Here is a 24,563-nt window from a genome sequence, read left to right on the forward strand (position 1 = left end):
GTGCAGATAAAGGAAAATGACATTAAAAAGATGGTGGAGCAGGTACTGCAGCAGCTTGGTGGAAACGTCCAGGAGGCTGTTGTATCGACAGAGGATGTACCACTTGGCAACGGTGTATTCACTACGGTGGACGAAGCGGCAGAAGCTGCAAGGGTCGCGTGGGAGAAGCTCCGTGAAACCTCTTTGGAAACAAGAAAGAACATGATCGAAAAGATGCGGGAGGCAAGCCGGTCCCATGCAGAGGAGCTGGCAAAGCTCGCAGTAGAGGAAACCGGCCTTGGAAGAGTGGCGGACAAAATTGCCAAAAACCTTCTTGCAGCCAATAAAACTCCCGGTGTGGAGGATATCGTAAGCACCACCTATTCCGGGGACGGCGGACTGACACTTGTGGAGTACGCTCCCATAGGGGTATTCGGGGCAATCACGCCTTCAACGAATCCAGGTGCAACCATCATCAACAACTCGATTTCGCTTGTAGCAGCGGGGAATACGGTAGTATTCAACCCGCATCCAAGTGCCAAAAAGGTATCCATCCGAACGATGCAGCTGTTGAACAGGGCGATTGTCGAGGCAGGCGGACCTGAGAACACATTGACTTCTGTAGCAAGCCCCAATATCGAAACGTCCAATGAGGTCATGGTTCACCCTAAAGTGAATGCACTTGTGGTGACGGGCGGAGGAATTGTCGTACAGGCAGCCATGAAGGCAGGCAAAAAAGTCATCGCTGCAGGCCCGGGAAATCCTCCGGTTGTCGTGGATGAAACAGCCATCATTTCAAAGGCGGCAAAAGACATTGTCACAGGCGCAAGCTTTGACAACAATGTCCTCTGTACAGCGGAAAAAGAAGTATTTGTCGTCGATAAGGTAGCTACAGAGCTGAAAAATGAAATGACCAAAAATGGCGCCATCGAGCTGAAAGGCTTCCAGCTGGATAAGCTGTTGGCAAAAATCATGGTCAAAAAGAACGAAAAGTCGTATCCAAACCGTGACTTTATCGGTAAAGATGCGCGTGTCCTCCTGGAAGCGGCAGGCATTAAAGCAGACGCGAATGTGAAACTGATCCTCGCCGAAACTGCTGCCGATCATCCGCTTGTACACACGGAAATGCTCATGCCGATCCTGCCGATCGTCAGGGTTCCGAATGTGGACAAAGCGATTGAGCTTGCGGTGAAGGCGGAAAAGGGAAATCGTCATACAGCCATGATGCACTCACAGAACATTACCAATCTCACAAAAATGGCCAAGGAAATCCAAGCAACCATTTTCGTGAAAAACGGACCTTCCGTATCCGGCCTCGGATATCAAAGCGAAGGCTTCACAACCCTTACCATCGCAGGGCCGACAGGGGAAGGGCTGACAAGCGCCAAAACCTTTACCCGTCAGAGACGCTGCGTGCTGGTGGATGGCTTCAGAATAATCTAGTGTGGTGATATCAGATGGAAGAACGTAACGAAGAACTGCCATTGAATCCAGAGCAGGTACAAGAACCAGTCAAGCGTAAAACACGGGCGAAAGCTCAACCAAAAATAAAAATAGAAGAGCAACCAATAGGAGGAATTCAAATGAGTCAAGAAGCATTGGGAATGATCGAAACTAAAGGATTAATCGGGGCAATCGAAGCAGCAGATGCAATGGTGAAGGCAGCAAACGTAACGCTGGTAGGAAAAGAGTTTGTTGGTGGAGGACTTGTAACAGTCATGGTACGCGGTGATGTTGGCGCGGTTAAAGCGGCAACTGAAGCGGGAGCGGATGCAGCAGGACGTGTCGGCCACCTTATTTCTGTACATGTCATCCCACGCCCGAACAGTGAAGTGGATGGAATATTACCGAAAGCTAAGTAAGGGAAAACATGATGGATCAAGCGATAAAATCCTATATCGAACAAATGGTGAGAGAGGCACTTGGGCAATCCGTCGGAAGCCCCTCCGCCAGGACCAATTACGCAATCGCGAATTGGAAAATGAATAAAACCTTCTCGGAAATGGCGGTCTATCTGCAGGAACTGAAAAGCAAAGAAGGCGTATCCGTTGTCATCTGTCCACCAGCGCAGCTATTATATCCAGCAGGTTTAATGGCCAAGCAACAAGGCTCCACGGTCAGCATCGGTGCTCAAAACGTCCATGAAGCGGACATGGGCGCCTATACAGGAGAAGTGTCTGCAAGCATGCTTAAGGATATCGGCTGTGAGTATGTCATCATCGGGCATTCAGAGAGAAGGCAGTATTTTAACGAAAATGATCAACAGGTGAACGAAAAGATCAAACAGGCCATAAAAGAGGGCCTGATTCCGATCATTTGTATCGGGGAAACCATCGAACAGAAGAACAGTGGGCAAACGGAAAAAGTGCTGACAACCCAGCTTGTCGGCGCCCTGCAAGATATAGATTCAGAATTCATTCTGGCTTATGAGCCGGTTTGGGCGATCGGGACAGGGGAGTCGGCTTCTGCCGAGCAGGCCCAGTCCACGCATGCCTATATCCGTAAAGTGCTTACTGCATTGCTCGGAGGCAGGGCAGAGGGCATCTCCATTCTTTATGGGGGGTCCGTGAATGACAAAAATGCCGCCGAGTTTTCCAAAATGCCTGATATAGACGGTGTGCTGGTAGGCGGAGCCAGCCTGAACGCAGAATCATTTGAAAAAATCATTGCTGTATTTGCCAAAGGAGACATGTAAATGAAAAAAGTTGCAATAGGATGCGACCATGGTGGATACGAACTGAAGGAAGCGTTGAAGGTTTATTTGACGGAGCTTGGCTATGAATATCTCGACTTTGGCTGCAAAGCGGAGGAATCCGTTGACTATCCTGACATTGCCTTTCTTGTCGGCGAGTGTGTGGCGACAAATCCGGCCTATGTCGGCATCATGATCGATGGTGTCGGAGTAGGAAGCGGCATGGTACTGAATAAGATACCTGGTGTCCGTGGAGCCGTTTGCTGGGACCTATCCTCTGTGATCAATAGCCGTGAGCATAACAATGCCAATGTGCTGTCCATCGGAGGGCAATTCATCGGGGAAGGTCTTGCCAAACAATTAGTCAAGACATGGCTTGAGACGGACTTTGCCGGTGGTCGCCATGACCGCCGTGTGACCAAAGTCATGGAAATCGAAAGCCGTTTTATCAAACGCTGAAAGCAGGTTAGAGCATGTTTGTAGCAAAAGTGATCGGTAATATGATCTGTACACATAAAGACGACAATTTAAAAGGTTTAAAGCTCCTGATTGTCCAGCCTGTGGATGATCAACTGCAGAATAAAGGCAAACCACTTGTTGCTATAGATACCATCGGGCAATCCGGAGAAGGGGATCTTGTGTACCTGGCAAAAAGCCGGGAATCCTCCCTCCCATTAAATAAAGATCTTGTTCCCTCGGATGCAGGGATCCTAGGAATCATCGACTATTACAACGTAAAACGAATGGAGGAAATATAAATGAGCAACGCATTAGGAATGATCGAAACAAAAGGTTTGGTAGGAGCAATCGAAGCGGCAGATGCAATGATGAAGGCTGCAAACGTATCTTTAGTAGGTAAGGTGCAAGTAGGCGGTGGCCTGATAACTGTCATGGTTCGTGGAGACGTAGGAGCGGTAAAAGCGGCAACAGAAGCAGGCGCAGATGCAGCACAGCGTGTAGGGGAATTCCTATCTGTTCACGTTATTCCTAGACCACACCAAGATATCGAGAAAATCCTGCCTAGCACTCTATGAAGCTGGCAAAAGTCGTTGGAAACGTCGTTTCGACGATTAAAACACCAAGTCACCAAAACAAAAAGCTCATGGTCGTCATTCCCGTTGATGCACAGGGGAAGGCGTGCGGCGATGCAATGATCGCCATCGATCACTTCCATGCAGGAGCGGGAGACTATGTGCTCATTCTAGAAGAAGGTGGATCGGCAAGGGACATCATCGGAGACCCGAACGGCGCCTTTGATGCAGTCATTGCTGGAATTGTCGACCGATTACATTAATGTGAGGTGGAAACAATGCAAATAGAAGCATTGGTGGAACAAATAACGAATCAAATCATGGAACAGCTTACAAATAAACAGGAATTGAAGGATGGCAGGCCTGTACAAGCAGCAGCTGCTACTGGGCAAACCAGTAATTTTTTAAGCTCCTCTTCCAATATCATCACAGGGCCTTCCATTGCGCGTATGATCGACCATACGCTTTTGAAGCCTGAAAGCACAAAAGACCAAGTGATCAAGCTTTGTGAAGAAGCGAAAGAATATAACTTCGCGACAGTGTGTGTCAATCCTTACTGGGTGGCAACTGCTGCAAAGGAACTGAAAGGCTCCAATGTCGGGATTACAACGGTTGTAGGCTTTCCTTTAGGCGCAACGAACAGCTTCGTGAAAGTGTCCGAAACAAGAGATGCCATCGCAAGCGGCGCAACGGAAATCGACATGGTGATGAATATAGGCGCCCTTAAATCCGGCGATTTCGAAACGGTGAAAAAGGATATCGAGGCGGTAGTAATGGCAGCAAAAGGCCATGCACCTGTAAAAGTAATCATCGAAACCGGACTCCTTGAAAATGAAGAAAAGAAAAAAGCTTGTATCCTTGCAAAAATGGCAGGAGCGGACTTTGTAAAGACCTCCACAGGGTTTGGACCTGGCTGTGCCACTGCTGAAGACATCAAGCTCATGAGAGAAGCTGTAGGTCCTGATATGGGCGTAAAAGCCTCTGCATGCGTAAGAGACCTTGATACCGCCAGAAAGCTTGTCCAGGCCGGTGCAACACGTATCGGAGCAAGCTCAGGCATCGCAATCGTTACAGGCGGAAAAGGAACAGGATATTAATCTTCGTCTTGAATCTTTCAAATAGGCAGTGCACCGAGTGTGGAGGTGTACTGCCTTTATTAATGGCTGCTTTAGTAGGGCCTTTCTTTTGATGAAAGCAATAAAAATATGTAATATAACCTGCTCAAAATCTTTTTATGTATACTAGCTGTTGATTGGAGCAATAGGCGAAGACTCCTCGAAAATGCGAGCATTTTCTTCGTGCGAGGTATCGCTGCCGCAGCCTTCCTTGTCCTGCGGGAGATAGCGGTAGGCTGGAGACCCCACAGGCGAAGCCCGAGGAGGCTCCAATACCGCCCCTTGGGTCGCTGCGCCTAGTGCGGAAATCAACAGCGGAGTTAGAGCCTTCACTAAATTGATATTGTAATTTTCGAAAAATTTAATTATAATGAGGATGGATGTAATCGCTTTCATAAACAGGGGGGACTATGGTGAACATTATTGGCAAACAACTAATCACGGCTAGAACAAGACGAGGCCTCGATCAAGAGAACCTTGCCCTTTTAACAGGCTTGAATGTAAACGACATCGCTGCAATCGAAGCAGGAACGGTGGATGTTCAAGTTTCTACCTTACATAAGCTATCAGAAGCACTCAAATGGTCATTTTCCATCGGAGATGTGTCCATCTAAAAAAGTGCATCATACACGAAGAACCGGATATATTCCGGTTCTTTTCGCGTTTTCTTGCTATAATAAAATTACCAATAAAAGCTAATGCAAGGGGTTTTATACATACATGTACACAAAAGAGCAGCACTACCAGATAGACAATGTCCTCGAATTTATAGAAGTCAATCTCGACCAATCACTCGCCCTCGAACAGCTGGCAAAGGTATCCACATATTCCCCCTATCATTTCCAAAGGCTTTTCAAGGGGATAGTAGGGGAAACACCTGCAAATTATGTTAAAAGGCTGCGCCTAGAGAACGCAGCACATTTCCTTATCTATGAACATCAGATTCCCATTACCCAGATTGCACTCATGTGCGGCTTTTCCTCTCTCTCCTATTTTACGGCTACCTTTGTGGCTAATTTCCAGATGAGTCCGAAAAAGTGGCGGGAAGGGGGATATCTGGAGCGGTTCCCACGTGAATACGAAGATGATAGCAAGAAATCTAAACAATCCCGCAAGATGGAGAAAGCACACCATGAGCACGAGGGCTATAATAAGTTTCAGTGGCTTAACTTGAAAAAGGTCAATACCGCTGAATTCCCTGCATTTACAGCAGTGAAAAGGCAAAGCGTCGGACCTTATACAGAAGGTGTGCCAAGTGTTTGGGAGGAAATCTATCGTTTTGCGAATGCAAGGGATCTGGTGAAAGAGGATACGGTTATGTACGGAATACCAAAGAATAATCCGTATATCACCCCACCCGAAAAAAGCAGGTATGACTGTCTTTTACCCGTAAATGATCCCGACAAGCTCGCTTTGGAGCAGGAGCGGATCTATCATTTCCGGGGCGGGAAGCACGTCATCTATGAATTTGATGAGCCTTTGGACTATGCAGAGCGCAACAGATTGATCGAATGCTATTCGGAGCTTTACAGCTTCTGGTTGCCTAAAAGCGGGTATAAGTATCTGGCGAATCCAGTGGAACTGGTAGAGGCGGAGCCCATTCCTGGTACGTTAAGCCTGCAATGTAAAATTAAAGCGATCGCTTTAGCCATCGAACCGAAATAGGGGGAACAAGTATGGAATTGGATTTGAAGGAATTAAGTTTACTGGCAATATTAGCAGGTGGGATCCTTTATATGGTCTATGGGGGCATTTACTATTCCATCATGCTTGGAAAGAAAAAGGATGCACAATTCACGCAAAGTGAGGGGCCTCTCAAATACATCGTTTCTGTCATCATTGCTTTTATCAGTTCTTTTATCATGTCGGTTCTCACAGAGGCAACAGGTGCCAATACCCTAGTGGATGGACTTATGATAGGTGCGATGATAGGTGTAATGATCTCATTGGTTTACTTTAAAAATTCATTGTTTGGATTGATGACCAAAAAGGCATTTCTAATTGCAATCGGGGACCATCTTGTTATATTCACTTTGCTCGGTGGCGTTCACGGGATATTGAGCTGATTAAAGGATAAAAAAGCTTGGAAATGCCCAAGCTTTTTTACTTATTTTTTATATCTACTAATTTAAAACGTTCACATACCAACATCATATCTTCTGAGAATTCTAGTCCTAAATCACGCAGCTCTTTCTTGAAGAACTTTTCGTGCGCCTCTTTCCAATATTGATATGTTCGATCCCCTGCGCCTTCAGCAACAGCAAATTCCTCTGGAACCTCATTCATTGGCATCAGTTTAACATCGACGGTTTTAATGATCGCCAAGGGTTCATCATTGCCATTTAAAATTACACTATAATCTTCCACGGCAGGCAGAGGCTCGTTTTCCATTTCATAAAAAATCAAACCAGAACAAGTGGCTGTTTTAACACCATCCATTACTAATTGAGCTAAATGGTCTGGTTTAGATCCAAATTGCCACGCACTCACTGATCTTGGTTTTTCGTGACCTTTGGATGTCCAAAACTCATTCCAATATTTTTGTGAAGCTTGATTCATATTTTTTCTCCCTCATTTTAAATAAAACTACCTTAAATTTAATTATTCCTTTTTAAGGAAATCCAACTAGTGCATTTATTATATAATGATAGAAAAGTTAGATTAAGAGATTGGAGGCATACCATCTTGTATAAAGATTATATCAAAGAGCTGGTGGAAACGGGGGAAATTCCAGGTGGGGTCCTCTACGTATCTAAAAATGACGAAGTGAAATGCTTGGAATCTTTCGGGTCTTTTACTGATAAGAATGGTGTGAAGCAACGCATCTGTGCAAATACGCTATTCGATGTAGCCTCTTTAACCAAAATTTCTGCCACAGTACCGTCAATCCTGTATCTTATAGCAAAAAAAGAATTGAAACTTGATACCAAGGTCAGGGACGTATTGCCTAGGTTCAGACACAATGATGTGACCATCGAGCATCTGCTGACGCACACTTCCGGTTTTTCTGCAGATCTCCCTTATAGGGAAAGAAAAATAGAAAGAGACGTCCTCCAGGAAATCTATCAAAAGGAATTAACCTATGAACCTGGTCAAAAGATGATCTACAGCGACCTTGGCATGATCCTGCTCGGAAAAATAACAGAGAATGTCACCGCTCAGGCACTCGACATATTTGTGAAGGAACAGATCCATGAACCGTGGGGAATGAAGCATACCCGTTTTAATCTAGCCGAAGAGGCAAAAAAGAAGGCAGCTTCCACAGAAAAGTATCAGGATAGCTATATTCAAGGGGAGGTTCATGATGAAAAGGCGTACCAACTTGGAGGGGTCAGCGGAAGTGCGGGGCTATTCTCCACGATAGAGGATATGGCGATATACGCAAGAATCCTGCTGTATCCCGGCTCGCAATCGGTTATTCCCCCCGCTTTTCTGAAAATGGCAGTTGAACATCGCCAGTTTAATCGTGGACTGGGCTTTGAGGTCTGGAACGGAATTGGGGAGGCTCCGTCCTGTGGGGATAAATGGTCGATTGGTTCATTCGGTCATACCGGCTTTACCGGCACGAGCTTCTGGGTAGACCCGACCAATGAGCTGATCGCCGTGTTTCTCTCCAATGCCGTCCACTATGGTCGCGAGACGCCTATCAGAAGTATCAGAAAGAAGCTCCATACCTTGATATTTGAAACAGAAAACATCCACTAACCTCTGGGGGGAGTGGATGTTTTTTTTCTCCTAGAAAGTAAAGGACTCTCTCAAAAAATAGTAAAAAAGAATCCCCAAATACCCGTTTGTCCGACAATCCAGAAGGGTACGTGAAAAGGGTATTTGTTTTACATAAATGTTACCAAGGGGAGGAACGCAGTTTGAGTAATGAAAACCGCAAAAACGATCAGTTGGAACAGTTTCGTGTAAAAGATGAAGGCAAAGAGATGACCACCAACCAAGGCGTGAAGGTGTCGGAGGATGAATTTTCGCTAAAAGCAGGCGAACGCGGCCCGACCTTGATGGAGGATTTCCATTTCAGAGAAAAGATGACGCACTTCGACCATGAACGCATTCCGGAGCGAATTGTACATGCACGTGGATTCGCGGCACATGGCGAGTTTGAATTATATGAGTCTATGAAGGAATATACAAAGGCGGGCTTTCTGCAGGACCCATCGAAAAAGACGCCTGTTTTTGTCCGATTCTCCACGGTTGCGGGTTCCAGGGGATCCGGTGAGACTGTGCGGGATGCTCGTGGGTTTGCTACAAAGTTCTATACAGAGGAAGGAAACTATGACTTGGTCGGCAATAATATCCCGGTCTTTTTCATTCAGGATGCCATGAAGTTTCCGGATCTGGTGCATGCATTGAAACCGGAGCCCCATAACGAAATGCCCCAGGCTGCCTCGGCGCATGATACCTTCTGGGACTTTGTAGCGAACAACCAGGAGTCCGCGCACATGGTGATGTGGGCCATGTCAGACCGTGCGATACCAAGGAGCCTCAGGATGATGGAAGGGTTCGGAGTGCACACTTTCCGCTTTGTAAATGAAGAAGGAAAGGCTCATTTCGTCAAATTCCATTGGAAGCCGGTGCTTGGCACGCACTCCCTCGTATGGGATGAAGCGCAGAAAATAAACGGAAAAGATCCCGATTTCCATCGCCGTGACCTGTGGGAGTCCATCGAAAACGGGGATTATCCGGAATATGAATTCGGCGTTCAGATTCTTGCCGAGGAAGATGAATTTAAATTTGATTTTGATATTCTCGACCCTACAAAGCTGTGGCCGGAAGAGGACATTCCCGTCAAGATCATCGGGAAAATGACCTTGAATCGTAACGTAGACAATGTCTTTGCCGAAACCGAGCAGGCAGCCTTCCACCCTGGGCATGTGGTGCCGGGAATCGATTTTTCCAATGATCCATTGCTGCAGGGACGTTTATTCTCCTATACTGATACACAATTAATCCGACTTGGCGGACCCAATTTTCATGAGTTGCCAATCAACCGTCCTGTATGCCCGTTCCATAACAACCAAAGGGATGGCTATGGCCGTCAAACCATCAATCGCGGCCCTGTAAGCTATCATAAAAATTCCCTTGCCTCCAACACACCAAGACCAGTGAGTGAAAAGGAAGGCGGCTATGTGCACTATCAGGAAAAGGTGGAAGGGCGCAAGGTGCGCAGCAGAAGTGAGAGCTTCAAGGACCACTTCTCCCAGGCCACAATGTTCTGGAACAGCATGAGCGAGCCTGAGAAAGAGCATATCAAACAGGCATTCAGCTTTGAGCTTGGCAAAGTGAAAAGCAAATCCGTCCAGCAACAGGTAGTGGATATGTTCACCAATGTCAGTGTAGAGCTTGCATCCACTTTTGCTGAAGCAATCGGTGCAACCCCACCTGAAGGGCAGGAATCACGAGTAAGCAAGGCTTCGCCGGCATTAAGCCAGGAGAAAACGGTGAAAAAACCGGATACTCGAAAAGTTGGGGTGATCATCGCGGACCAATACAACGGAAGCGAAGTGAAGACGGTGTTGGATACACTGAAAGACCAAGGTGTGCAACCGGAGATTATCTGTACAAAGCTTGGAGTGGTAAAGGGGTCGGATGGCTCCGAATTGGAGGTCGATCATACATTCTTAACTTGTGATTCTGTCCTATTCGATGCGCTTTATGTTGTAGGAGGCAAAGAAACGGACAAGAAATTCGACCGGGAAACCACCTATTTTGTAGAAGAAGCCTTTGACCATTTCAAACCGATTGGAGCAACTCATGATGGTGTGAAGTGGCTGCAAAAGCTTGAAATATCGGATAGTCCAGGTGTGGTGGCAGGAGAGGATATGAAACAGTTCTCTGCTAGCTTTATTGAAGCTATATCCGCACATCGCCACTGGAATCGGGAAGAAATTTAATCTATGACATAAAAAGGTATAATCCGCACTGAGTGTGGGATTATACCTTTTTTAATGCCATTTGGTTGTATTTATGCTGCTTTAAAGCGGTTTTCTTGGTTATCCTTTCGTTCAAGGGACATGCTCAAGCCTGTTAGAAGGACGGCTGCAAGCACCATGATCCCGCCGATCCAGGCTGTGTGAATCAATCCGATTGAGTCAGTGATCACTCCGCCTAAATAAGATCCTATAGCAATGCCGGCATTAAATGCTGCTATATTGATGGCAGAAGCTACATCAACTGCACTTGGCACAAACCTCTCCGCAAGCATCACCACATATACCTGCAGTCCCGGAACATTCATAAAAGCAAAGATCCCCATCAAAAAGATGGTAATTAAACCGGCTATTTTATACGGTGCAGTAAAGGTTAAGGCAAACAGGACGATTGCCTGTACTAAAAACATATAAAAGAGCGCGACAATTGGTTTTTGATTGGCTACCTTTCCGCCAATGATATTTCCGATAGCGATGGCAATTCCATAAACAAGTAAAATAATGACGACTGTTTCTGCCCCAAAACCTGTTATATCCTGTAGCAGTGGCGCTAAATAGGTAAATACAACAAACGTACCACCATATCCTAATGCAGTAATCATAAATACAAGGAGTAATCTGCCGTTTTTCAGAAGCTTGGCTTGATCACTGATTTTTGTCTTAGCAGCCTTTGGCAAATCGGAAGGGATAAGGATACTGATGGCAAGGAAAGCGATGATTCCGACAGCGACGATTGCCATAAAAGCGATCCTCCATCCAAACTGCTGACCAACAAATGTCCCGAATGGTACACCCGTAACAGTCGCTACTGTAAGGCCTGTAAACATAATGGAAATTGCTGTGGCCCTTTTATTTTCAGGCACCAAATTGGCGGCAATAGTGGAGCCGATCGACATGAACACACCATGAGAAAAAGCAGCTATCACGCGGGCAAAAAGCAGCATGCCAATCCCGGTTGCACTGGCTGCGATACTATTTCCTATGATGAAGATGACCATAATCCAAAGCAATAAGGTTTTTCGTGACATTCTAGATGTTAGAGCGGTTAATATGGGTGCTCCTAACGTAACTCCTAAAGCATATAAGGAAACGGTCAACCCTGCTGTTGTAACAGGGACATCAAGGTCCTGCGAAATCAGCGGCAATAATCCAACACTGATGAATTCGGTTGTCCCTATGGCAAATGCACTAATTGCCAAAGCAAGCAGTGCGAAGATACTTCTTTTCTTATCTAAACTCATTTTTTCTCCTCCTTGGGTTCTGTTCTTTGTTGTATGCAAGACTCTCAATGGCTGCACACTATATAAAAATGAGATTGGTGTAAGTTAGCCGGCAAATGTTATTATTATACAAAGGGAACCTTATGAGAAGAACGTACTTTAAAGTGCCATAGATACCAAAAAGTAATATAGGCACTTTTAGGTTCCTTAGAATCAGGAGGGTCATTCTATGCAAAAGAAGAAGTACAATATATCAGTAGAGGCCACACTCGAAGTGATCGGCGGAAAGTGGAAAACCGTCATTTTATGTCATCTTACACATGGCAAAAAGCGGACAAGCGAACTTAAACGATTGATGCCCGGCATCACGCAAAAAATGCTCACACAGCAATTGCGCGAGCTTGAGGAGGACGGTGTGATAAATCGTATCGTCTATAATCAGGTTCCTCCAAAGGTTGAATATGAATTAAGTGAATATGGCTGGAGTTTACAGGGAATTCTCGACTCATTATGTGCTTGGGGGGAAAAGCACATCACAAAGGTGTACGGAGACAAATTTGCTGTTTTGGAAGAAGGCATCTTAAATGATGGTCTGAAGGAACAAAGGTAATCAGGATAATAAATCAAAAGCACGGCAGTCTATTAACAGGCTGCCGTGCTTTCATTTATCTTCACAGTTGTTCACGCCCCATTTACATAGGCTTTTCATCGTAGGTTGTAAGGTCAGGGCTTCCCCTGTCAGCTCATACTCCACATGAAGGACTTTACCTGGATAAGAGGTGCGTTTCACCATTCCCAGATCCTCCAGTTCCCGAAGCTGATCGGTCAGTACCTTGCGGGTTATTTCAGGAATCTCACGTTCCAATTCAGAAAAGCGTTTAGGGTCTTATTCGAGTGCGCAATATACTTGGGGGCGCCACTTGCCTCCAATGATGGATAATGCCCTGTTAACAGGAAATGCTGTTGGTTCCACGTGAAACATACCTCCCTTGCAATGGTAGTTACCTGAAAGTGCGTACTTTTTTTTCTTTAGGATAATCATTTACGATATGCATTATATTAAAAATCATACAGAATTACGAGGAGGAAGAACCATGAGATATCCAAGAACATTTTCACATATCGGACTTTCTGTCCCAAATCTTGAAGAAGCAGTAAAATTTTACACGGAAGTAATGGGATGGTACGTCATCATGGAGCCTGCTGAGGTCGTGGAGGATGATTCCGCCATCGGCATCATGTGTACGGATGTATTCGGTAAAGGGTGGGGAAAGTTCCGGATTGCCCACCTTGCTACAGGAGATAAAATCGGGATCGAATTATTTGAGTTCCCACAGAACGAAAAGCCGGAAAATAATTTTGAATACTGGAAAACGGGAATATTCCACTATTGTGTCCAAGATCCAGACGTAGAGGGGCTAGTCGAAAAGATAGTTACCTACGGTGGGAAGCAGCGCATGCCGATCCGCGAATATTATCCGGGGGAAAAGCCTTACAGAATGGTATATTGTGAAGATCCATTCGGAAATCTGGTTGAAATTTATTCGCATTCCTATGAGCTGACCTATTCAGAGGGTGCTTATTGATATACGAGGAGGAAAAACTATGAAAGCTTGGTTATTAAATAAACCTGGGAGTCTTGACGGGATGAACTGGGGGGAAATAGAGACGCCAGTTGTACAACCTGGTGAGCTGTTGGTTGCAGTCAAAGCAGTCGCTTTAAACCCTGTTGACTATAAAGTCGCGCAAAACGGAAACCCGGCGTGGGAGTATCCACATATTGTCGGGGTTGACTTGGCCGGGGAGGTTGTATCAATAGGGGAAGGGGCAGGCTTCAGCGTAGGTGATCGTGTAGCCATCCATACGAACCTTTCAAGAAAAGGTGCATTTGCACAATATGCGGCAGTGGATGCCAGGGCTGCGGCACTTATCCCTGAAGGTGTAAGCTTTGAAGAGGCTTCAGCCATTCTATGTGCAGGGATGACGGCCTATGAGTCAGTCGTCCAGAAGCTGAACACCACCCAGAAGGAAACGATTCTTGTGCATGCCGGTGCAGGAGGGGTCGGGGGCTTTGCCATTCAACTCGGGAAACAGCTTGGCCTGAAGGTGTTTACCACCGCCTCTAAAGAAAACCATGAGTGGGTAAAATCCCTCGGCGCAGATGTTGCCATCGACTACAAAGAGGAAGATGTGACGGCGAGGATCCTCAAGGAAACGGCAGGACGTGGCATGGACCTTATCCTGAATACAGTGGGCCGGGATGTCGCAACAGCAGACCTTGAACGCCTTGCCTTTTCGGGCCAGCTTGCCTTCATTGCGGGGCCACCTGATACTTCCGGAGTAAAGCCATTCTCCCTTTCCCCATCCATCCATGAAGTCGCACTGGGAGCGGCCCATGCCAGCAGGGATGAGCGGGCAATCCGCAACCTATCCTTTATGGCCACCGAATTGATGGAAATGGTAAAGGATAAAAAACTCAATCCCCTCATAACAGAGGTGCTGCCCCATACAGAATTGGTCAAAGGCCTTAAAAAACTGCAAAGCCGCCATGTTAGAGGGAAAATCATCGTGACATTCTAAAACACAAAAACCATTCTTGGGTTTTTGTGTTTTTTTTGTATATATAAATTATATTTAACTTTTTGCAATATATATATTGCAAAAAGACATTTATTATATATAATAGAATTAACAAAGGAGATTAATGGAGGGGTTAGTGGTGAAATTTTTTAAGGGAAAAACAAAAGTTGTCGATGAAAGAATCGTCAATATGCAAAACAAGATTTATCGTGAAATCTATATGGGTATAATGGCGGTCTGTATTGCGTCCATCGCAGTGAAATTCTATCTGAATGGTGCAGATCTAAAAAATGTCACAACAGAGCTAGTGATTATGATGGGCCAGGGCATTTACTACATTATTCGTTCCACCAGCATGGGGTTGCTTTCCTCAGAAGTGGAAATGCATAATCGAAACAGCAGTATGTCGTTATTGAAGAAGAATATCATCATCCCAGCGATAACGGGACTGGGGCTAGCAGTATTTTTTGCAACCAACAGTGCGGTAAATTTTGCTGAGACAAGGGAAGAAAGCATCTACTATTTCATCAGCGTATTTTTTATCACGCTATTATTTTACATTCCTTTTATCCTGATTATTTTTGGCGGCCCATTCCTGGCAGCCAAAAGGATCAGTGATAAGATAGAAAGCAAGGAACTTGAAGATGATGAAAAGATATAAGGTGAGAACATGAAAAATATCAGATTGAAGATGGCCAGGGTGGAAAAGGATCTTTCGCAGGAGGAGCTGGCGAACATAGTGGGGGTTTCCAGACAGACTATCGGGCTGATCGAGCTTGGGAAGTACAATCCGAGTCTGAGTTTATGTGTGTCCATCTGCAAAGCTCTCTCCAAGACACTGAACGATCTGTTTTGGGAAGAAGAATAATCTCTAGAGTGATTTCCCGTAATGCGGCAATCACTCTTTTTTGTAGGTGATTAATATTTAAATTCCTCCCTGAATATATAATCTAGTAGTGATATGAAGGGGTGGTGAGAGGATGGCTTTTTTAGAAGTTAAACCAGGAGTGGAGCTTTATTACGAGGATGAGGGAGAAGGGACACCGGTTCTGTTCATTCATGGGGTTTGGATGAGTAGTAGATTCTTTCGCAATCAAATACCTCATTTCAAAGAGGAGCATCGAGCCATTACATTGGATTTAAGAGGGCATGGAAGGTCGAGCAAGAATCAAGATGGCCATACGATTAAAACGTATGCTGAAGATCTGCATAAATTTATCCAAAAACTAGTATTGAAGGATGTTGTGCTGGTAGGCTGGTCGATGGGGGCATTTGTAGTATGGGAGTATTTACAGCAGTACGGAGAGGATAATGTAAAAGGAACCGTGATTGTGGATGAGTTGGCATCTGACTACAAATGGCCGGATTATCCTATAGGCGCCTTTGACCTCGCAACCTTGACGCATTTCATGAGGGAGGTCCAAGAAAATAGAGAGGAATTCCTGAAAGGGTTTATTCCACTTATGTTTAAAAAGGATGTAGAAGAAGAGGAAATGACGTGGATGCTGGAGGAGACCAATAGCCTGCCTGCCGGAGTTGCGAGTGCCATTCTCTTTGATCAGTCTGTAGTGGATTATCGAGCCTCTCTTGCTTCGATTCAAGTGCCGACTCTTCTTTGTTTTGGAAGGGAAGAAAAGCTGATTCCTGTTACAGCGGGTGAACATCTTCGCGACAATCTGCCCAATTCGGAACTTGTCTTCTTTGAAGACAGCTGTCATTGTCCGTTTCTTGAAGAACCAGAAAGATTTAATCGTGAGTTGGAACGCTTCATTAAAAGTCTTTAATAAGGAGGATGGAGTCAAAATGACTTCCATCCTTCTTTTTCATATTGCGAAACAGTAAATAATACCCTAACATGAATATATATAATATTCTGAAAGTGGTGCCTGTAATGGAAGTGTACAATAATCGTGAAAATTTTCCATATCCATTTAAGGGGAAGAGTTTTCGGTATACGAATAATTCCATCCTGTTAGATCCGCCCTCCAGTATCGATTGTACCGATCACTATGAGAGAGAAGTCCAAATCAAAAGAAAGCTTCTTGAAGAACATCCGGAGCGTTGCTATCAATCCTTGCCAACTACGATGGAGGCTCAATGGGAGGCATTTGCCCTTGTCGCGGATAACCTGGCCACTTATTTCCCGGAAAAGTTCAGTCTTCTGAAGAAAGGGAAGGAATGGTGCTTTTCTAATAAGGTCTTGAACGAGCAACATTCGTTTATCTTTGGGGATGCCAGCTCTCTTCCCGTGGAGCCTTTGGATTTTATCGGACGGCATGTTCAGGAAGACCTGATCCTGATGATCCAGAAGGACAGGGAGCTTTTTTTGGATGCAGGACAGCTCTGTTTTCCTGCCAACTGGTCGCTTGCCTTCAACCTGGGGATGAGCTTTAAGGAGCTCCATCATCCGATACCGGGCTTCAAGGACAACGATTTGGTGGACCGCATCCAAGCATTTATTTTAAAAATTGAGGATGGAGCCCCGTGGGTAAGGACCAACTGGCAGATGATGGCCGGGAACAGGCTGGATACTCCCTTGGAGACATTCCACGATTGGGGCCAGGCAAGAAGGCAAGTCACGAAGGACAATGTAGGGGAGCTGGTACATCTTCGGGTGGAGGTGCAAAAACTGTTTCGCCTTCCAAGGACACATTCCATTCTGTTTTCCATTCATACACATCTACTTTCTCTGGAGGCATTTTCCGGAAATGTGGAGTGGGCAAAGCAGTTTTCCTCTATTTTGGCAGAACTTCCTTCCTACATATACGAATACAAAGGCATTGCCCTATATCGGGAGGCGGTCATTGATTATTTGAATGAGAGAGTAAGAGAATAGGGGAGAGCTGGCGATGGAGAGAATCACACTAACCTATGTTCCGTACAAAAAGCATTATGTATTCTGTGTCGACGAAGCAGGGTTTTCAGAGGTTGCGGAAGTCATGATGCACGTCCAATCTGACCAAGCCTCTTATGAGCTGTTCCAAGTAGCTTGCGTTAAGGATTTTACTGTATGGCATACAGAAATGGAAGAGAGGCTTTTCAAACAAAAAATGGGGACGTACCTTTATGTTGCGGCTTCGTGGGATATGTTGAATGTGATAAAACATATCGCAATCGATGTAGGTTTTACAGATGAAGAGGCACAGTATCGGGGAATCGGAGAACAGGAAAAAGCTGTTTTTTGCTGTAGGTGTCATGGAGTAACAAAGGTGGAGAATATTCTTTTTTGCACGAAATGCCCAGAATGTGGAATTTCCTTAACGATTTCCGACCATTTTTCAAAAAATAAAGAAGCGTATTTAGGGTATACAGACATTCAATAGAAAGGTAGGCCTAATTTGGTGGAAAAGAAGCTTAAAGTAATCATAGATTCCATAAAAATGGAAACATCTGCGGTGAAATCATTTAACCTGGTTTCTGCAGATGGAAATTCTTTGCCGGCATTTAGCGGTGGAGCACATATCAAAATCTTTCTACCTACTTCTACTTTAATCAGACATTATTCCTTGATAAGCAGTCCAGATGATTCTCGATCGTATAAGATTGCTGTTGCGCATGCAGCAAATTCAAAGGGGGGTTCTGCGTATCTGCATCGGCAAGCAAGAGAAAAAGACATCTTAGAAATAAGCTATCCCAAAAACCACTTCCCCTTAAGCTATAGAGCCAAGCACCATGTGTTTTATGCAGCAGGTATCGGAATCACACCGTTTTTATCCATGATGGCCGATCTGCGAAGTAGGGGAAAGCCTTTCGAGCTTCATTATGCAGCCAAGAGTGAAGATAAATGTGCGTTTTATTCCTTTTTGCTTGAGTATTATTCAAAAGAAACCCGTTTCTACTTTTCCGGGAAGGGTCAACGGTTAAAAGGGGAGGGGCTTTCCGACCACAGGATAGGTACGCATGTTTACTTTTGCGGCCCGGACTCGTTCATTTCCACCCATATTCAAATGTGTAAAGATATTGGCTATCCTGCCTCCAGTATACACAGTGAGCACTTTTCTCCTCCTATCATTCGTGCTTCTTCCTCTTTTATTGCAGAACTTAGCAATGGAATGTCGATTTCTGTACCAGCTGATAAGAGTTTACTTGATTCACTGCATGAAGCCGGAATAGAGATTCCATATTCATGCAAGGTGGGAAAATGCGGTACCTGTGAGTTGCGTGTTCTGGAAGGAGAGATTGTTCACCTGGATACCTTCTTAACGGAAGACGAGAAGAATGCACAGGATGTGATTGTCAGCTGTGTTTCACGTTCAATTACAAGATTACGGATTGATTTGGATAAGCAATAATTATTAAGGTGCATACGGGGTATCGTTTTTCTAATGGTGCCCCGCTCTTTTTTTCACAAGAGGGGAGGGGAGTGATAGATAGAGAAATATCCATTTTCTACATGTTTACACTTTTTGTATACTTGTACACATAAAAGTAAACAAAAGTTTACAATTCAGTTTACGTGTATACAAAACCGTAAACATGTTGGTATATAAGGATGTGTACAGGTTTGTGTTTGTTGTAAACGGTAAGTGTATACAAGTAAATGAAGTTTACAGAAACGTATACATTTTTTACACTTTCATTACGAATTGCAAGAATGATTGAATAGTAGACAAACATTCTGTAGGCTTAAGATATACAGACTAGATTTATTTGCTACATATGGAAAGATACTTATGAACCAGGAAAAGAAAGGAAGATGAACAAATGACTTATTCAAGAATTGCAGCAGTTGACGTAGGTAATGATTCTATTAAAGCTATTTTTGGCCACATGGACTCCGAATTAAATATTCCGAACGTAGTAGCTAGAGATATTGAGGATCGTCCTGTTATCGGAATCGAAGAGCTTGACAATAAGGATCCACTGGATGGTCTGCATGTTCGTCTCCACTCCCCTGCCCTGAAAGATAACAACAGCATCTATCGTATTGGTAACCTAGCTACCAAAAGCAATAATGCGACAGAATTGGACCCAGGAAGCAGCAAGTCTGAGGAAGACCAAACATTGATCATGCTATTTGCTACATTAGCGTTGGATGCTGTAAATGCAAGAAATGAAAAGCACTTTACACGCAATAAAAATGTGATTGATGCAAATTACACGTTAGGAACCGGACTTCCATTGAGAGAAGTGAAGGAAGGTAAAGACGCTGGCTACCGTTCCAAACTGCTTGGTTCTGTTCACCAGGTAGAGTTCCTTATTACCCCGAAATATCAAGGTTTGAAAGTGAATATCAAATTTGACGAAGTGAAGGTCTACCCTGAAGGATTCGCTGCATACATCAATCTTGTGATGGATAACAATGCAAACATCATCAATAAAGACCTTATTGATAAACGCATCCTGATCCAGGATATCGGTGGTTTATCGACGGATATCGCTGTCATTAAAAACCGTAATGTGGACGATGACAAAGCACAAGGGTTCAACCTTGGTGTGTCCGAAGCGTTGGAGCAGATCAGAGAAGAGATTCGTTCCAAGCACGGCGTGGAGCTTGATAGCCGTAGGGATGTTGTCGAGATCATCACAAAGAAGAATGATCGTAACCACATCATGGTGCGCGGAAGCAGAACAAGCGTACATGATATTACTGATAGAATCCTGCTTGATTTGGCGAAAAAACAATACCGCCTACTGCGTAATGTGTGGCTGAAAAACTCCCAGACGGAGATCTGCTATTTTGTTGGCGGTGGAGCAACGGTATTGAAGGACTATCTGAAGACACTAAACAACAGCTTGGATGGCTATAACATCGATTTCTTTGAGGATGAGAAGGAAAGCATCTGGATGATGGCGAATGCCTACTATAAGCTTATAGCTGATTTCAAAAAGAAGTCTGATAAAGCGAAAGAACCGAAAGACCAAAAAGCTGTAAAAGCGTAAAATAAGGTGATTCTATGAAGAAAACCGGCTCCCTGAACGAAATAAAACGAGGACAGGCCATATCTTTCCGGATTCCCTCTGATACTCCGGACCATCTGCTGAAGCATCTGCAAAAGCTAAAGGAAACAGAGAGAAGAAATTTTTCCAGTAAGATAGCGGAGTTTGTCATGCAAGGAGTTACGACCTCAAGTGCACGGGAAAAAGAAACCATTTCCATTCCATTGCCGAACTCTCTTAGCAAAAATCAAAGAGACTGGTTGAAGCATCAGCATTCAGAGGCGTTGCTTGGGAGTATCGTGTATCAATTGCTAACTGATCCTGTTCGTGCCACCAGTATTCTGGCCGCGATGAATAGCAACTCGACTGATATCGATCAAGCTCTCTATCTTCAGGAGGATATCCCTGCTAGATATGAAGAGCAGGAAGCATCCATTCAAGAGGAAACTGCTCCAATCGATCTAAATGGAGACGATGATCTGGACTCCTTTGATTGGGATAAAGCCTTACAGGAACAGGCGTCCGGTGAAGAGGAGCCTGAAGAGCTTGATGTGGAAGATGTAGATAAGCTGCTGGGGGATTTTCTGGCACATATGAATAAATAGAAGTAAAGAGGGCGCCAACGAACTGGGCGCCCTCTTTTGCATGTAAAATGTATTTGAGAAGCTTCACGGAAACGCAAGTAAGCTTAGGATACGGTAACTTCACTCATTAGTGCATGTGTATTCCCCTCTTCATCCGAAAAGAAGGTCATCCAAGTCTCTGTATCTCCCATTTTAGCAACTACATGTGGTTCATCCAGAAACCTTACATCGTTTTTCACCATTTCATCATAGGAAGCCTGGATATCCTCTACAGTAAAATAAAGGATCGAGCTGGCAATTGCAAATTCCTCTCTTTCGGGAAGGCTAAGAAGCAGTCTGACTCCATTGCAATCAAAGAAAGCTAGATTCCCAGTTGAAAACAGCAAAGGAAGTGTCAATTTTTCTTTATAGAAGGCGACGCCTCTATCAAAATCCTTTACGGGTATCCCTATTTGACCGATCTGCTTGATTTGCATAAAAAATCCTCCTGTTATTTTCCGATTATTCCACCAATTAAATTATCCCAGATGGAATATCTATTTATCAAGCAAGTACGATAGAAATGTGTCGAATTTTTTTCAGACAGGAAAAGTTATACCAATAAGTAAAAGGGTATAGTATAGAATGGTCCTAAAAACGAAATGACTGACGAACTATATAGCAGAATAGTATATTTTCTATCAAGAGACGAAGCTACTAGAACCATTAGATTACTTTTCTCTTTTAAAATAAGCAGAAATAAAGATTGGTGGAGGGAAAAATGACTACGGAAAGCAAATTCATTAATAAGACGTATTTTGAAACATTTATGCTCGATATCGAAACGAAACATCCTGTCCAGGTGCTTGGAGAGGCATTTTTGGCAGAACAGACAAAGGAAGTGTATGATCTCTCCTTTATTCGCTTTGCCCAGGGAGAGGTGTATTTTCATAGCAAGGATTATGAGAGTGCCATCTTTAAGTGGGAAAATATTCACAATGAACTGGCGCCATGGGCGAAAAAGAATATTGCAGATGCCTATTACGAGTTGGGGATGCTGGTAGAGGCGGAGGATATCTACACGCAAATCCATACCGATAACTATGTTTTGCGGGTGGAAGTGGCAATGCAGCTTTTCAATCTGTATGTGGAAAGGGAGAAGCTGGAGGGTGCGTATAAGCAATTGCGTAAAGCGATCTCCGTCGACCCTGATTATCCGGAAGTGACATCCACTGCAAGGTTGTTCTATGAAGAGCAGGAGGATTGGAACCATGCGATAGAGCTTTCGGTCAATGAGTCCATTCGTTTGAGGTCACCGCACTGGTTTGACCGATTGAACCTCTATGTGCAGCAGGAGCGCCACGCTGAAGGCTTCGCACCTGAATATTTCCATGACGTCCTGATGACATTGCTGGAAGCTGACAAGCACGTATTTGAAGAAGTGACGGCTGGCTTGTGGAACAGCTATAAAAACCACCCGTTATACCTTTCGTGGATAAAAACGATCAATGCCGTGTTCCTGAACCTGGAGAAGAATTCTTCTGTTTCCTGGAATGTGGTGGCAGATCTTCACCAGACAACCTATCTTGATCTGATTGATGGAAAATATCTGGTTAGAGAATTGGAGGGGATAGTCCCTGATCTTTTAAGCAACTGGCTGAAGATTTCCAATCAGTCCAATTCATTGTTTGCAGCGGCTGCGGTCATGTCATGGGCGGAAGTGTTTCCGACTGCCATTTCGGCGGATACGCTGCATGATGCCGAAACTCGCATCTTCCGTTATGAGCATGACAGCATCCAGGTAGGCTATACCGTTGAATTGTTCAAAACATTGATCAATTGGGCGAAGAACAACCATCTTGAGGTGGGCCATCAGAAGAAGTGGCTATTTACCCAGCTGACCAACCTGAACCAAAAGCATATTGTCGTAACCGGTACAGCTCAGAATGGTAAAACATCCTTCTTGAACTCCTTGATAGGGGAAAAGCTGTTAGGGGATGAGACATGCCCGATCTTTATCAGGGCTGACGAAGATAAGGCTGAATTGAACGAAATTACGGTTCAGGGGACAAGGGTATTGAATGATTTAGGGGAACATCAAGCAGGAGCGATCATTGACCTGAAATGGCCATCCACCTTCCTGGAAGAACAGAATTACTCGCTTATCAGTACTTCTGAATTTGATGTGAAAAATGTGGAGGGCAACGAAACCCTTGATTTTGTCCCATTATCGGATGGACTATTGTACGTATTGGATGCTCAAACTCCGTTTACGGAGGAAGAGCTGCATGTGCTTGTGAAAATAAAAGAACGTGCACCGGAGATTCCCGTGCATTTTGTGATAAATAAAATGGATACCGCTTTTCATGAGGCGGAAGCTGCGCAGATTATCGAGGAGACGAAAAACAGGATCAACGAATTCTTCCCGGATGCAAGGGTGTATCCATACTCCTCCCTGCGCGGGGCGAATAAGCAGCATCCTGGTCTGGTTACCTTCATGGACGCCAACTTCAAGTTGCGCAACAAGGCTGTGGAGGAGCGACGCACATCCAAGCTGTTGCAACTTATCCGTTCGACATTGACTGAGCTCTTGAACAGTCGAATTGCGATGGAGGATAACCTGGTGAGTACGGTTGCTTTCAATGAGGATATTTTAGGCAGACTCAGAGGCTTCATCCATCACCTGCAGGATGCGGAGCTTGAGAAAATCCGTACAGTTTCAGAGAATTATCGCGCAGTAACCCAGGAAATGAAACGAGAAGTGAAGCTTACCATTCCGAAGCTGCTTAGAGAGTGCTCAAGTTATGTAAAAGAGGATAGCAATTTCAGTAATCTGCATCATGAACTGAATGAAAGGATGAATGAAAAGATCCAACTTTACATGCAGGAGGATCTATTGCCTAGATTCCGCCACGAACTGCAGCTATGGCTGGATTCCTCAAACAGGGAGCTCCTCGAAAGTCAGGAATACCTGAGAGATATGAGCCAAACCTTTAATGGTCTTTACAAAGAGGATCGCATGAAATTGGATTGCGACTTTAAAGTAATTGAGGACTGGCGCAGAGACATCAACCGTATGCTTAGCAGGGCTGACGTGGAAAAGGAAAACATCCTGAACCGTCCTAACACGACACAATTCCTGCTAAAGAGTGCAGGGCGCCTGTTTGGGTCCATTCAAAGCAACAACCAGCTGCTTTACAACCAATATAAGAAATACATTGAGAATGAAAGATTTGAAGATGTGACAGAGTCAGTCATCAGAAAGTTCTTCCTGGAATTCGACCTGTTTGAAAAGGCATTAAAAGCCGATGTCAGCATGTTCTACCAGGCACCTTTCACAGAACTGAATAATACTGTCACAGATACCGGGCAGACCATTGAAGATGCCAACCTGAAGCTGGAGCAGATGAAAGCCAGCCCTGAGCGTTATTATGACCCTCTTAAGCTATTTGAAGTAAGACTGCTTCAATACGAATTCATGGTAAAAGTCTGCGAGGACAATGCCAATATACCGACACATTAACCATTTACAGGCCTCTATCCATTATTCACCGGATAGAGGCCTTA

28 protein-coding genes and 1 pseudogene are annotated in these 24,563 nt (G+C 44.6%); 25 read left to right on the top strand and 4 right to left on the bottom strand.

The annotated features are described in order from the left end of the window. The 11 genes from ABN702_RS20875 to ABN702_RS20925 all read left to right on the top strand — a co-directional run bounded on the left by ABN702_RS20875 (position 1) and on the right by ABN702_RS20925 (position 6,883). Positions 1 to 1,422, top strand: coding sequence for an aldehyde dehydrogenase family protein (locus ABN702_RS20875; protein ID WP_417898520.1), 1,422 nt, complete (start codon positions 1 to 3; stop codon positions 1,420 to 1,422). Positions 1,423 to 1,562: 140 nt separating this feature from the next. Then, positions 1,563 to 1,841 carry a BMC domain-containing protein gene (locus ABN702_RS20880; RefSeq protein ID WP_204413457.1) on the top strand — a complete coding sequence of 93 codons (279 nt, stop codon included), beginning with the start codon at positions 1,563 to 1,565 and terminating at the stop codon, positions 1,839 to 1,841. A gap of 8 nt (positions 1,842 to 1,849) precedes the next feature. After that, the gene (gene tpiA / locus ABN702_RS20885) at positions 1,850 to 2,674 is read left to right on the top strand and encodes a triose-phosphate isomerase (RefSeq protein WP_417898521.1); all 825 of its coding nucleotides are present in this window, start codon (positions 1,850 to 1,852) and stop codon (positions 2,672 to 2,674) included. After that, on the top strand, positions 2,675 to 3,130 hold the full coding sequence (locus tag ABN702_RS20890) for an RpiB/LacA/LacB family sugar-phosphate isomerase (RefSeq protein WP_417898522.1): 456 nt from the start codon (positions 2,675 to 2,677) through the stop codon (positions 3,128 to 3,130). Between the two features lie 14 nt (positions 3,131 to 3,144). Beyond that, on the top strand, positions 3,145 to 3,429 hold the full coding sequence (locus tag ABN702_RS20895; protein ID WP_386645414.1) for a EutN/CcmL family microcompartment protein: 285 nt from the start codon (positions 3,145 to 3,147) through the stop codon (positions 3,427 to 3,429). Then, positions 3,430 to 3,705, top strand: a complete 276-nt coding sequence (gene eutM, locus ABN702_RS20900) for an ethanolamine utilization microcompartment protein EutM (RefSeq protein WP_204413230.1) — start codon at positions 3,430 to 3,432, stop codon at positions 3,703 to 3,705. Continuing rightward, positions 3,702 to 3,965: a EutN/CcmL family microcompartment protein gene (locus ABN702_RS20905; protein ID WP_417898523.1), complete on the top strand. Its 264-nt coding sequence runs from the start codon at positions 3,702 to 3,704 to the stop codon at positions 3,963 to 3,965. The genes eutM and ABN702_RS20905 overlap by 4 nt, the downstream gene beginning before the upstream one ends. A 186-nt stretch (positions 3,966 to 4,151) precedes the next feature. Beyond that, entirely contained in the window at positions 4,152 to 4,799 is a 648-nt protein-coding gene (gene deoC / locus ABN702_RS20910; protein WP_417900989.1) for a deoxyribose-phosphate aldolase, read from the top strand. Between the two features lie 428 nt (positions 4,800 to 5,227). Next, the gene (locus ABN702_RS20915; protein WP_204413227.1) at positions 5,228 to 5,431 is read left to right on the top strand and encodes a helix-turn-helix transcriptional regulator; all 204 of its coding nucleotides are present in this window, start codon (positions 5,228 to 5,230) and stop codon (positions 5,429 to 5,431) included. A gap of 106 nt (positions 5,432 to 5,537) precedes the next feature. Beyond that, positions 5,538 to 6,482: an AraC family transcriptional regulator gene (locus ABN702_RS20920; protein WP_417898524.1), complete on the top strand. Its 945-nt coding sequence runs from the start codon at positions 5,538 to 5,540 to the stop codon at positions 6,480 to 6,482. A gap of 11 nt (positions 6,483 to 6,493) precedes the next feature. Next, positions 6,494 to 6,883, top strand: coding sequence for a DUF1761 domain-containing protein (locus tag ABN702_RS20925; RefSeq protein ID WP_417898525.1), 390 nt, complete (start codon positions 6,494 to 6,496; stop codon positions 6,881 to 6,883). A 37-nt stretch (positions 6,884 to 6,920) separates the two neighbouring features. Here the strand turns inward: ABN702_RS20925 and ABN702_RS20930 are convergent, their stop codons facing one another. Beyond that, entirely contained in the window at positions 6,921 to 7,376 is a 456-nt protein-coding gene (locus ABN702_RS20930) for an ASCH domain-containing protein (RefSeq protein WP_417898526.1), read from the bottom strand. Between the two features lie 126 nt (positions 7,377 to 7,502). On the opposite strand from ABN702_RS20930, the gene ABN702_RS20935 reads away from it, so the two are divergent. Both ABN702_RS20935 and ABN702_RS20940 read left to right on the top strand, forming a co-directional pair. Continuing rightward, positions 7,503 to 8,522: a serine hydrolase domain-containing protein gene (locus ABN702_RS20935; RefSeq protein ID WP_417898527.1), complete on the top strand. Its 1,020-nt coding sequence runs from the start codon at positions 7,503 to 7,505 to the stop codon at positions 8,520 to 8,522. A gap of 161 nt (positions 8,523 to 8,683) precedes the next feature. Then, complete coding sequence (locus ABN702_RS20940; protein ID WP_417898528.1) at positions 8,684 to 10,717, top strand: catalase; 2,034 nt, start codon at positions 8,684 to 8,686, stop codon at positions 10,715 to 10,717. A 71-nt stretch (positions 10,718 to 10,788) separates the two neighbouring features. Here ABN702_RS20940 and ABN702_RS20945 read toward each other — a convergent pair whose 3' ends face one another. After that, on the bottom strand, positions 10,789 to 11,994 hold the full coding sequence (locus ABN702_RS20945) for an MFS transporter (RefSeq protein ID WP_417898529.1): 1,206 nt from the start codon (positions 11,992 to 11,994) through the stop codon (positions 10,789 to 10,791). Positions 11,995 to 12,202: 208 nt separating this feature from the next. Between ABN702_RS20945 and ABN702_RS20950 the strand changes: the two genes are divergently transcribed. Next, the gene (locus ABN702_RS20950; protein WP_417898530.1) at positions 12,203 to 12,583 is read left to right on the top strand and encodes a winged helix-turn-helix transcriptional regulator; all 381 of its coding nucleotides are present in this window, start codon (positions 12,203 to 12,205) and stop codon (positions 12,581 to 12,583) included. Between the two features lie 51 nt (positions 12,584 to 12,634). Here the strand turns inward: ABN702_RS20950 and ABN702_RS20955 are convergent. Next, positions 12,635 to 12,844 (bottom strand): annotated as a pseudogene (locus ABN702_RS20955) (winged helix-turn-helix transcriptional regulator); the annotation flags it as partial. A 223-nt stretch (positions 12,845 to 13,067) separates the two neighbouring features. On the opposite strand from ABN702_RS20955, the gene ABN702_RS20960 reads away from it, so the two are divergent. The 10 genes from ABN702_RS20960 (at position 13,068) to ABN702_RS21005 (ending at position 21,038) form a co-directional block, all read left to right on the top strand. Further along, complete coding sequence (locus ABN702_RS20960) at positions 13,068 to 13,559, top strand: lactoylglutathione lyase family protein (RefSeq protein WP_417898531.1); 492 nt, start codon at positions 13,068 to 13,070, stop codon at positions 13,557 to 13,559. A 19-nt stretch (positions 13,560 to 13,578) separates the two neighbouring features. Beyond that, entirely contained in the window at positions 13,579 to 14,553 is a 975-nt protein-coding gene (locus ABN702_RS20965) for a zinc-binding dehydrogenase (protein WP_417898532.1), read from the top strand. 139 nt (positions 14,554 to 14,692) lie between these two features. Then, positions 14,693 to 15,214 carry a DUF6773 family protein gene (locus ABN702_RS20970; protein ID WP_417898533.1) on the top strand — a complete coding sequence of 174 codons (522 nt, stop codon included), beginning with the start codon at positions 14,693 to 14,695 and terminating at the stop codon, positions 15,212 to 15,214. A 9-nt stretch (positions 15,215 to 15,223) separates the two neighbouring features. Then, complete coding sequence (locus tag ABN702_RS20975) at positions 15,224 to 15,421, top strand: helix-turn-helix transcriptional regulator (protein ID WP_417898534.1); 198 nt, start codon at positions 15,224 to 15,226, stop codon at positions 15,419 to 15,421. A 112-nt stretch (positions 15,422 to 15,533) separates the two neighbouring features. Further along, positions 15,534 to 16,337, top strand: a complete 804-nt coding sequence (locus tag ABN702_RS20980; protein WP_417898535.1) for an alpha/beta fold hydrolase — start codon at positions 15,534 to 15,536, stop codon at positions 16,335 to 16,337. 107 nt (positions 16,338 to 16,444) lie between these two features. Continuing rightward, positions 16,445 to 17,389: a heme-dependent oxidative N-demethylase family protein gene (locus ABN702_RS20985; RefSeq protein ID WP_417898536.1), complete on the top strand. Its 945-nt coding sequence runs from the start codon at positions 16,445 to 16,447 to the stop codon at positions 17,387 to 17,389. A gap of 13 nt (positions 17,390 to 17,402) precedes the next feature. After that, positions 17,403 to 17,876 (top strand): dimethylamine monooxygenase subunit DmmA family protein, encoded by a 474-nt coding sequence (locus ABN702_RS20990; RefSeq protein WP_417898537.1) that lies wholly within the window; start codon positions 17,403 to 17,405, stop codon positions 17,874 to 17,876. Between the two features lie 18 nt (positions 17,877 to 17,894). After that, entirely contained in the window at positions 17,895 to 18,845 is a 951-nt protein-coding gene (locus tag ABN702_RS20995) for a PDR/VanB family oxidoreductase (RefSeq protein WP_417898538.1), read from the top strand. Between the two features lie 412 nt (positions 18,846 to 19,257). Continuing rightward, complete coding sequence (locus ABN702_RS21000; protein WP_417898539.1) at positions 19,258 to 20,436, top strand: hypothetical protein; 1,179 nt, start codon at positions 19,258 to 19,260, stop codon at positions 20,434 to 20,436. 14 nt (positions 20,437 to 20,450) lie between these two features. After that, positions 20,451 to 21,038, top strand: a complete 588-nt coding sequence (locus ABN702_RS21005) for a hypothetical protein (RefSeq protein ID WP_417898540.1) — start codon at positions 20,451 to 20,453, stop codon at positions 21,036 to 21,038. An 83-nt stretch (positions 21,039 to 21,121) separates the two neighbouring features. Here the strand turns inward: ABN702_RS21005 and ABN702_RS21010 are convergent, their stop codons facing one another. After that, on the bottom strand, positions 21,122 to 21,493 hold the full coding sequence (locus tag ABN702_RS21010; protein WP_417898541.1) for a VOC family protein: 372 nt from the start codon (positions 21,491 to 21,493) through the stop codon (positions 21,122 to 21,124). Positions 21,494 to 21,777: 284 nt separating this feature from the next. Between ABN702_RS21010 and ABN702_RS21015 the strand changes: the two genes are divergently transcribed. Then, positions 21,778 to 24,519 (top strand): GTP-binding protein, encoded by a 2,742-nt coding sequence (locus ABN702_RS21015; protein WP_417898542.1) that lies wholly within the window; start codon positions 21,778 to 21,780, stop codon positions 24,517 to 24,519. Positions 24,520 to 24,563: the final 44 nt, after the last annotated feature.

The sequence above is a fragment of the Bacillus haimaensis genome, from assembly GCF_048270625.1.
Taxonomy (GTDB): domain Bacteria; phylum Bacillota; class Bacilli; order Bacillales; family Bacillaceae_I; genus Sutcliffiella_A; species Sutcliffiella_A haimaensis.

Coding starts and splice junctions, on each gene's coding strand:
- ABN702_RS20880 (WP_204413457.1), top strand. CDS start 1,563: ATGAGTCAAGAAGCATTGGGAATGATCGAAACTAAAGGATTAATCGGG.
- tpiA (WP_417898521.1), top strand. CDS start 1,850: ATGATGGATCAAGCGATAAAATCCTATATCGAACAAATGGTGAGAGAG.
- ABN702_RS20890 (WP_417898522.1), top strand. CDS start 2,675: ATGAAAAAAGTTGCAATAGGATGCGACCATGGTGGATACGAACTGAAG.
- ABN702_RS20895 (WP_386645414.1), top strand. CDS start 3,145: ATGTTTGTAGCAAAAGTGATCGGTAATATGATCTGTACACATAAAGAC.
- eutM (WP_204413230.1), top strand. CDS start 3,430: ATGAGCAACGCATTAGGAATGATCGAAACAAAAGGTTTGGTAGGAGCA.
- ABN702_RS20905 (WP_417898523.1), top strand. CDS start 3,702: ATGAAGCTGGCAAAAGTCGTTGGAAACGTCGTTTCGACGATTAAAACA.
- deoC (WP_417900989.1), top strand. CDS start 4,152: ATGATCGACCATACGCTTTTGAAGCCTGAAAGCACAAAAGACCAAGTG.
- ABN702_RS20915 (WP_204413227.1), top strand. CDS start 5,228: ATGGTGAACATTATTGGCAAACAACTAATCACGGCTAGAACAAGACGA.
- ABN702_RS20920 (WP_417898524.1), top strand. CDS start 5,538: ATGTACACAAAAGAGCAGCACTACCAGATAGACAATGTCCTCGAATTT.
- ABN702_RS20925 (WP_417898525.1), top strand. CDS start 6,494: ATGGAATTGGATTTGAAGGAATTAAGTTTACTGGCAATATTAGCAGGT.
- ABN702_RS20930 (WP_417898526.1), bottom strand. CDS start 7,376: ATGAATCAAGCTTCACAAAAATATTGGAATGAGTTTTGGACATCCAAA.
- ABN702_RS20945 (WP_417898529.1), bottom strand. CDS start 11,994: ATGAGTTTAGATAAGAAAAGAAGTATCTTCGCACTGCTTGCTTTGGCA.
- ABN702_RS20950 (WP_417898530.1), top strand. CDS start 12,203: ATGCAAAAGAAGAAGTACAATATATCAGTAGAGGCCACACTCGAAGTG.
- ABN702_RS20960 (WP_417898531.1), top strand. CDS start 13,068: ATGAGATATCCAAGAACATTTTCACATATCGGACTTTCTGTCCCAAAT.
- ABN702_RS20965 (WP_417898532.1), top strand. CDS start 13,579: ATGAAAGCTTGGTTATTAAATAAACCTGGGAGTCTTGACGGGATGAAC.
- ABN702_RS20975 (WP_417898534.1), top strand. CDS start 15,224: ATGAAAAATATCAGATTGAAGATGGCCAGGGTGGAAAAGGATCTTTCG.
- ABN702_RS20980 (WP_417898535.1), top strand. CDS start 15,534: ATGGCTTTTTTAGAAGTTAAACCAGGAGTGGAGCTTTATTACGAGGAT.
- ABN702_RS20985 (WP_417898536.1), top strand. CDS start 16,445: ATGGAAGTGTACAATAATCGTGAAAATTTTCCATATCCATTTAAGGGG.
- ABN702_RS20990 (WP_417898537.1), top strand. CDS start 17,403: ATGGAGAGAATCACACTAACCTATGTTCCGTACAAAAAGCATTATGTA.
- ABN702_RS21000 (WP_417898539.1), top strand. CDS start 19,258: ATGACTTATTCAAGAATTGCAGCAGTTGACGTAGGTAATGATTCTATT.
- ABN702_RS21005 (WP_417898540.1), top strand. CDS start 20,451: ATGAAGAAAACCGGCTCCCTGAACGAAATAAAACGAGGACAGGCCATA.
- ABN702_RS21010 (WP_417898541.1), bottom strand. CDS start 21,493: ATGCAAATCAAGCAGATCGGTCAAATAGGGATACCCGTAAAGGATTTT.
- ABN702_RS21015 (WP_417898542.1), top strand. CDS start 21,778: ATGACTACGGAAAGCAAATTCATTAATAAGACGTATTTTGAAACATTT.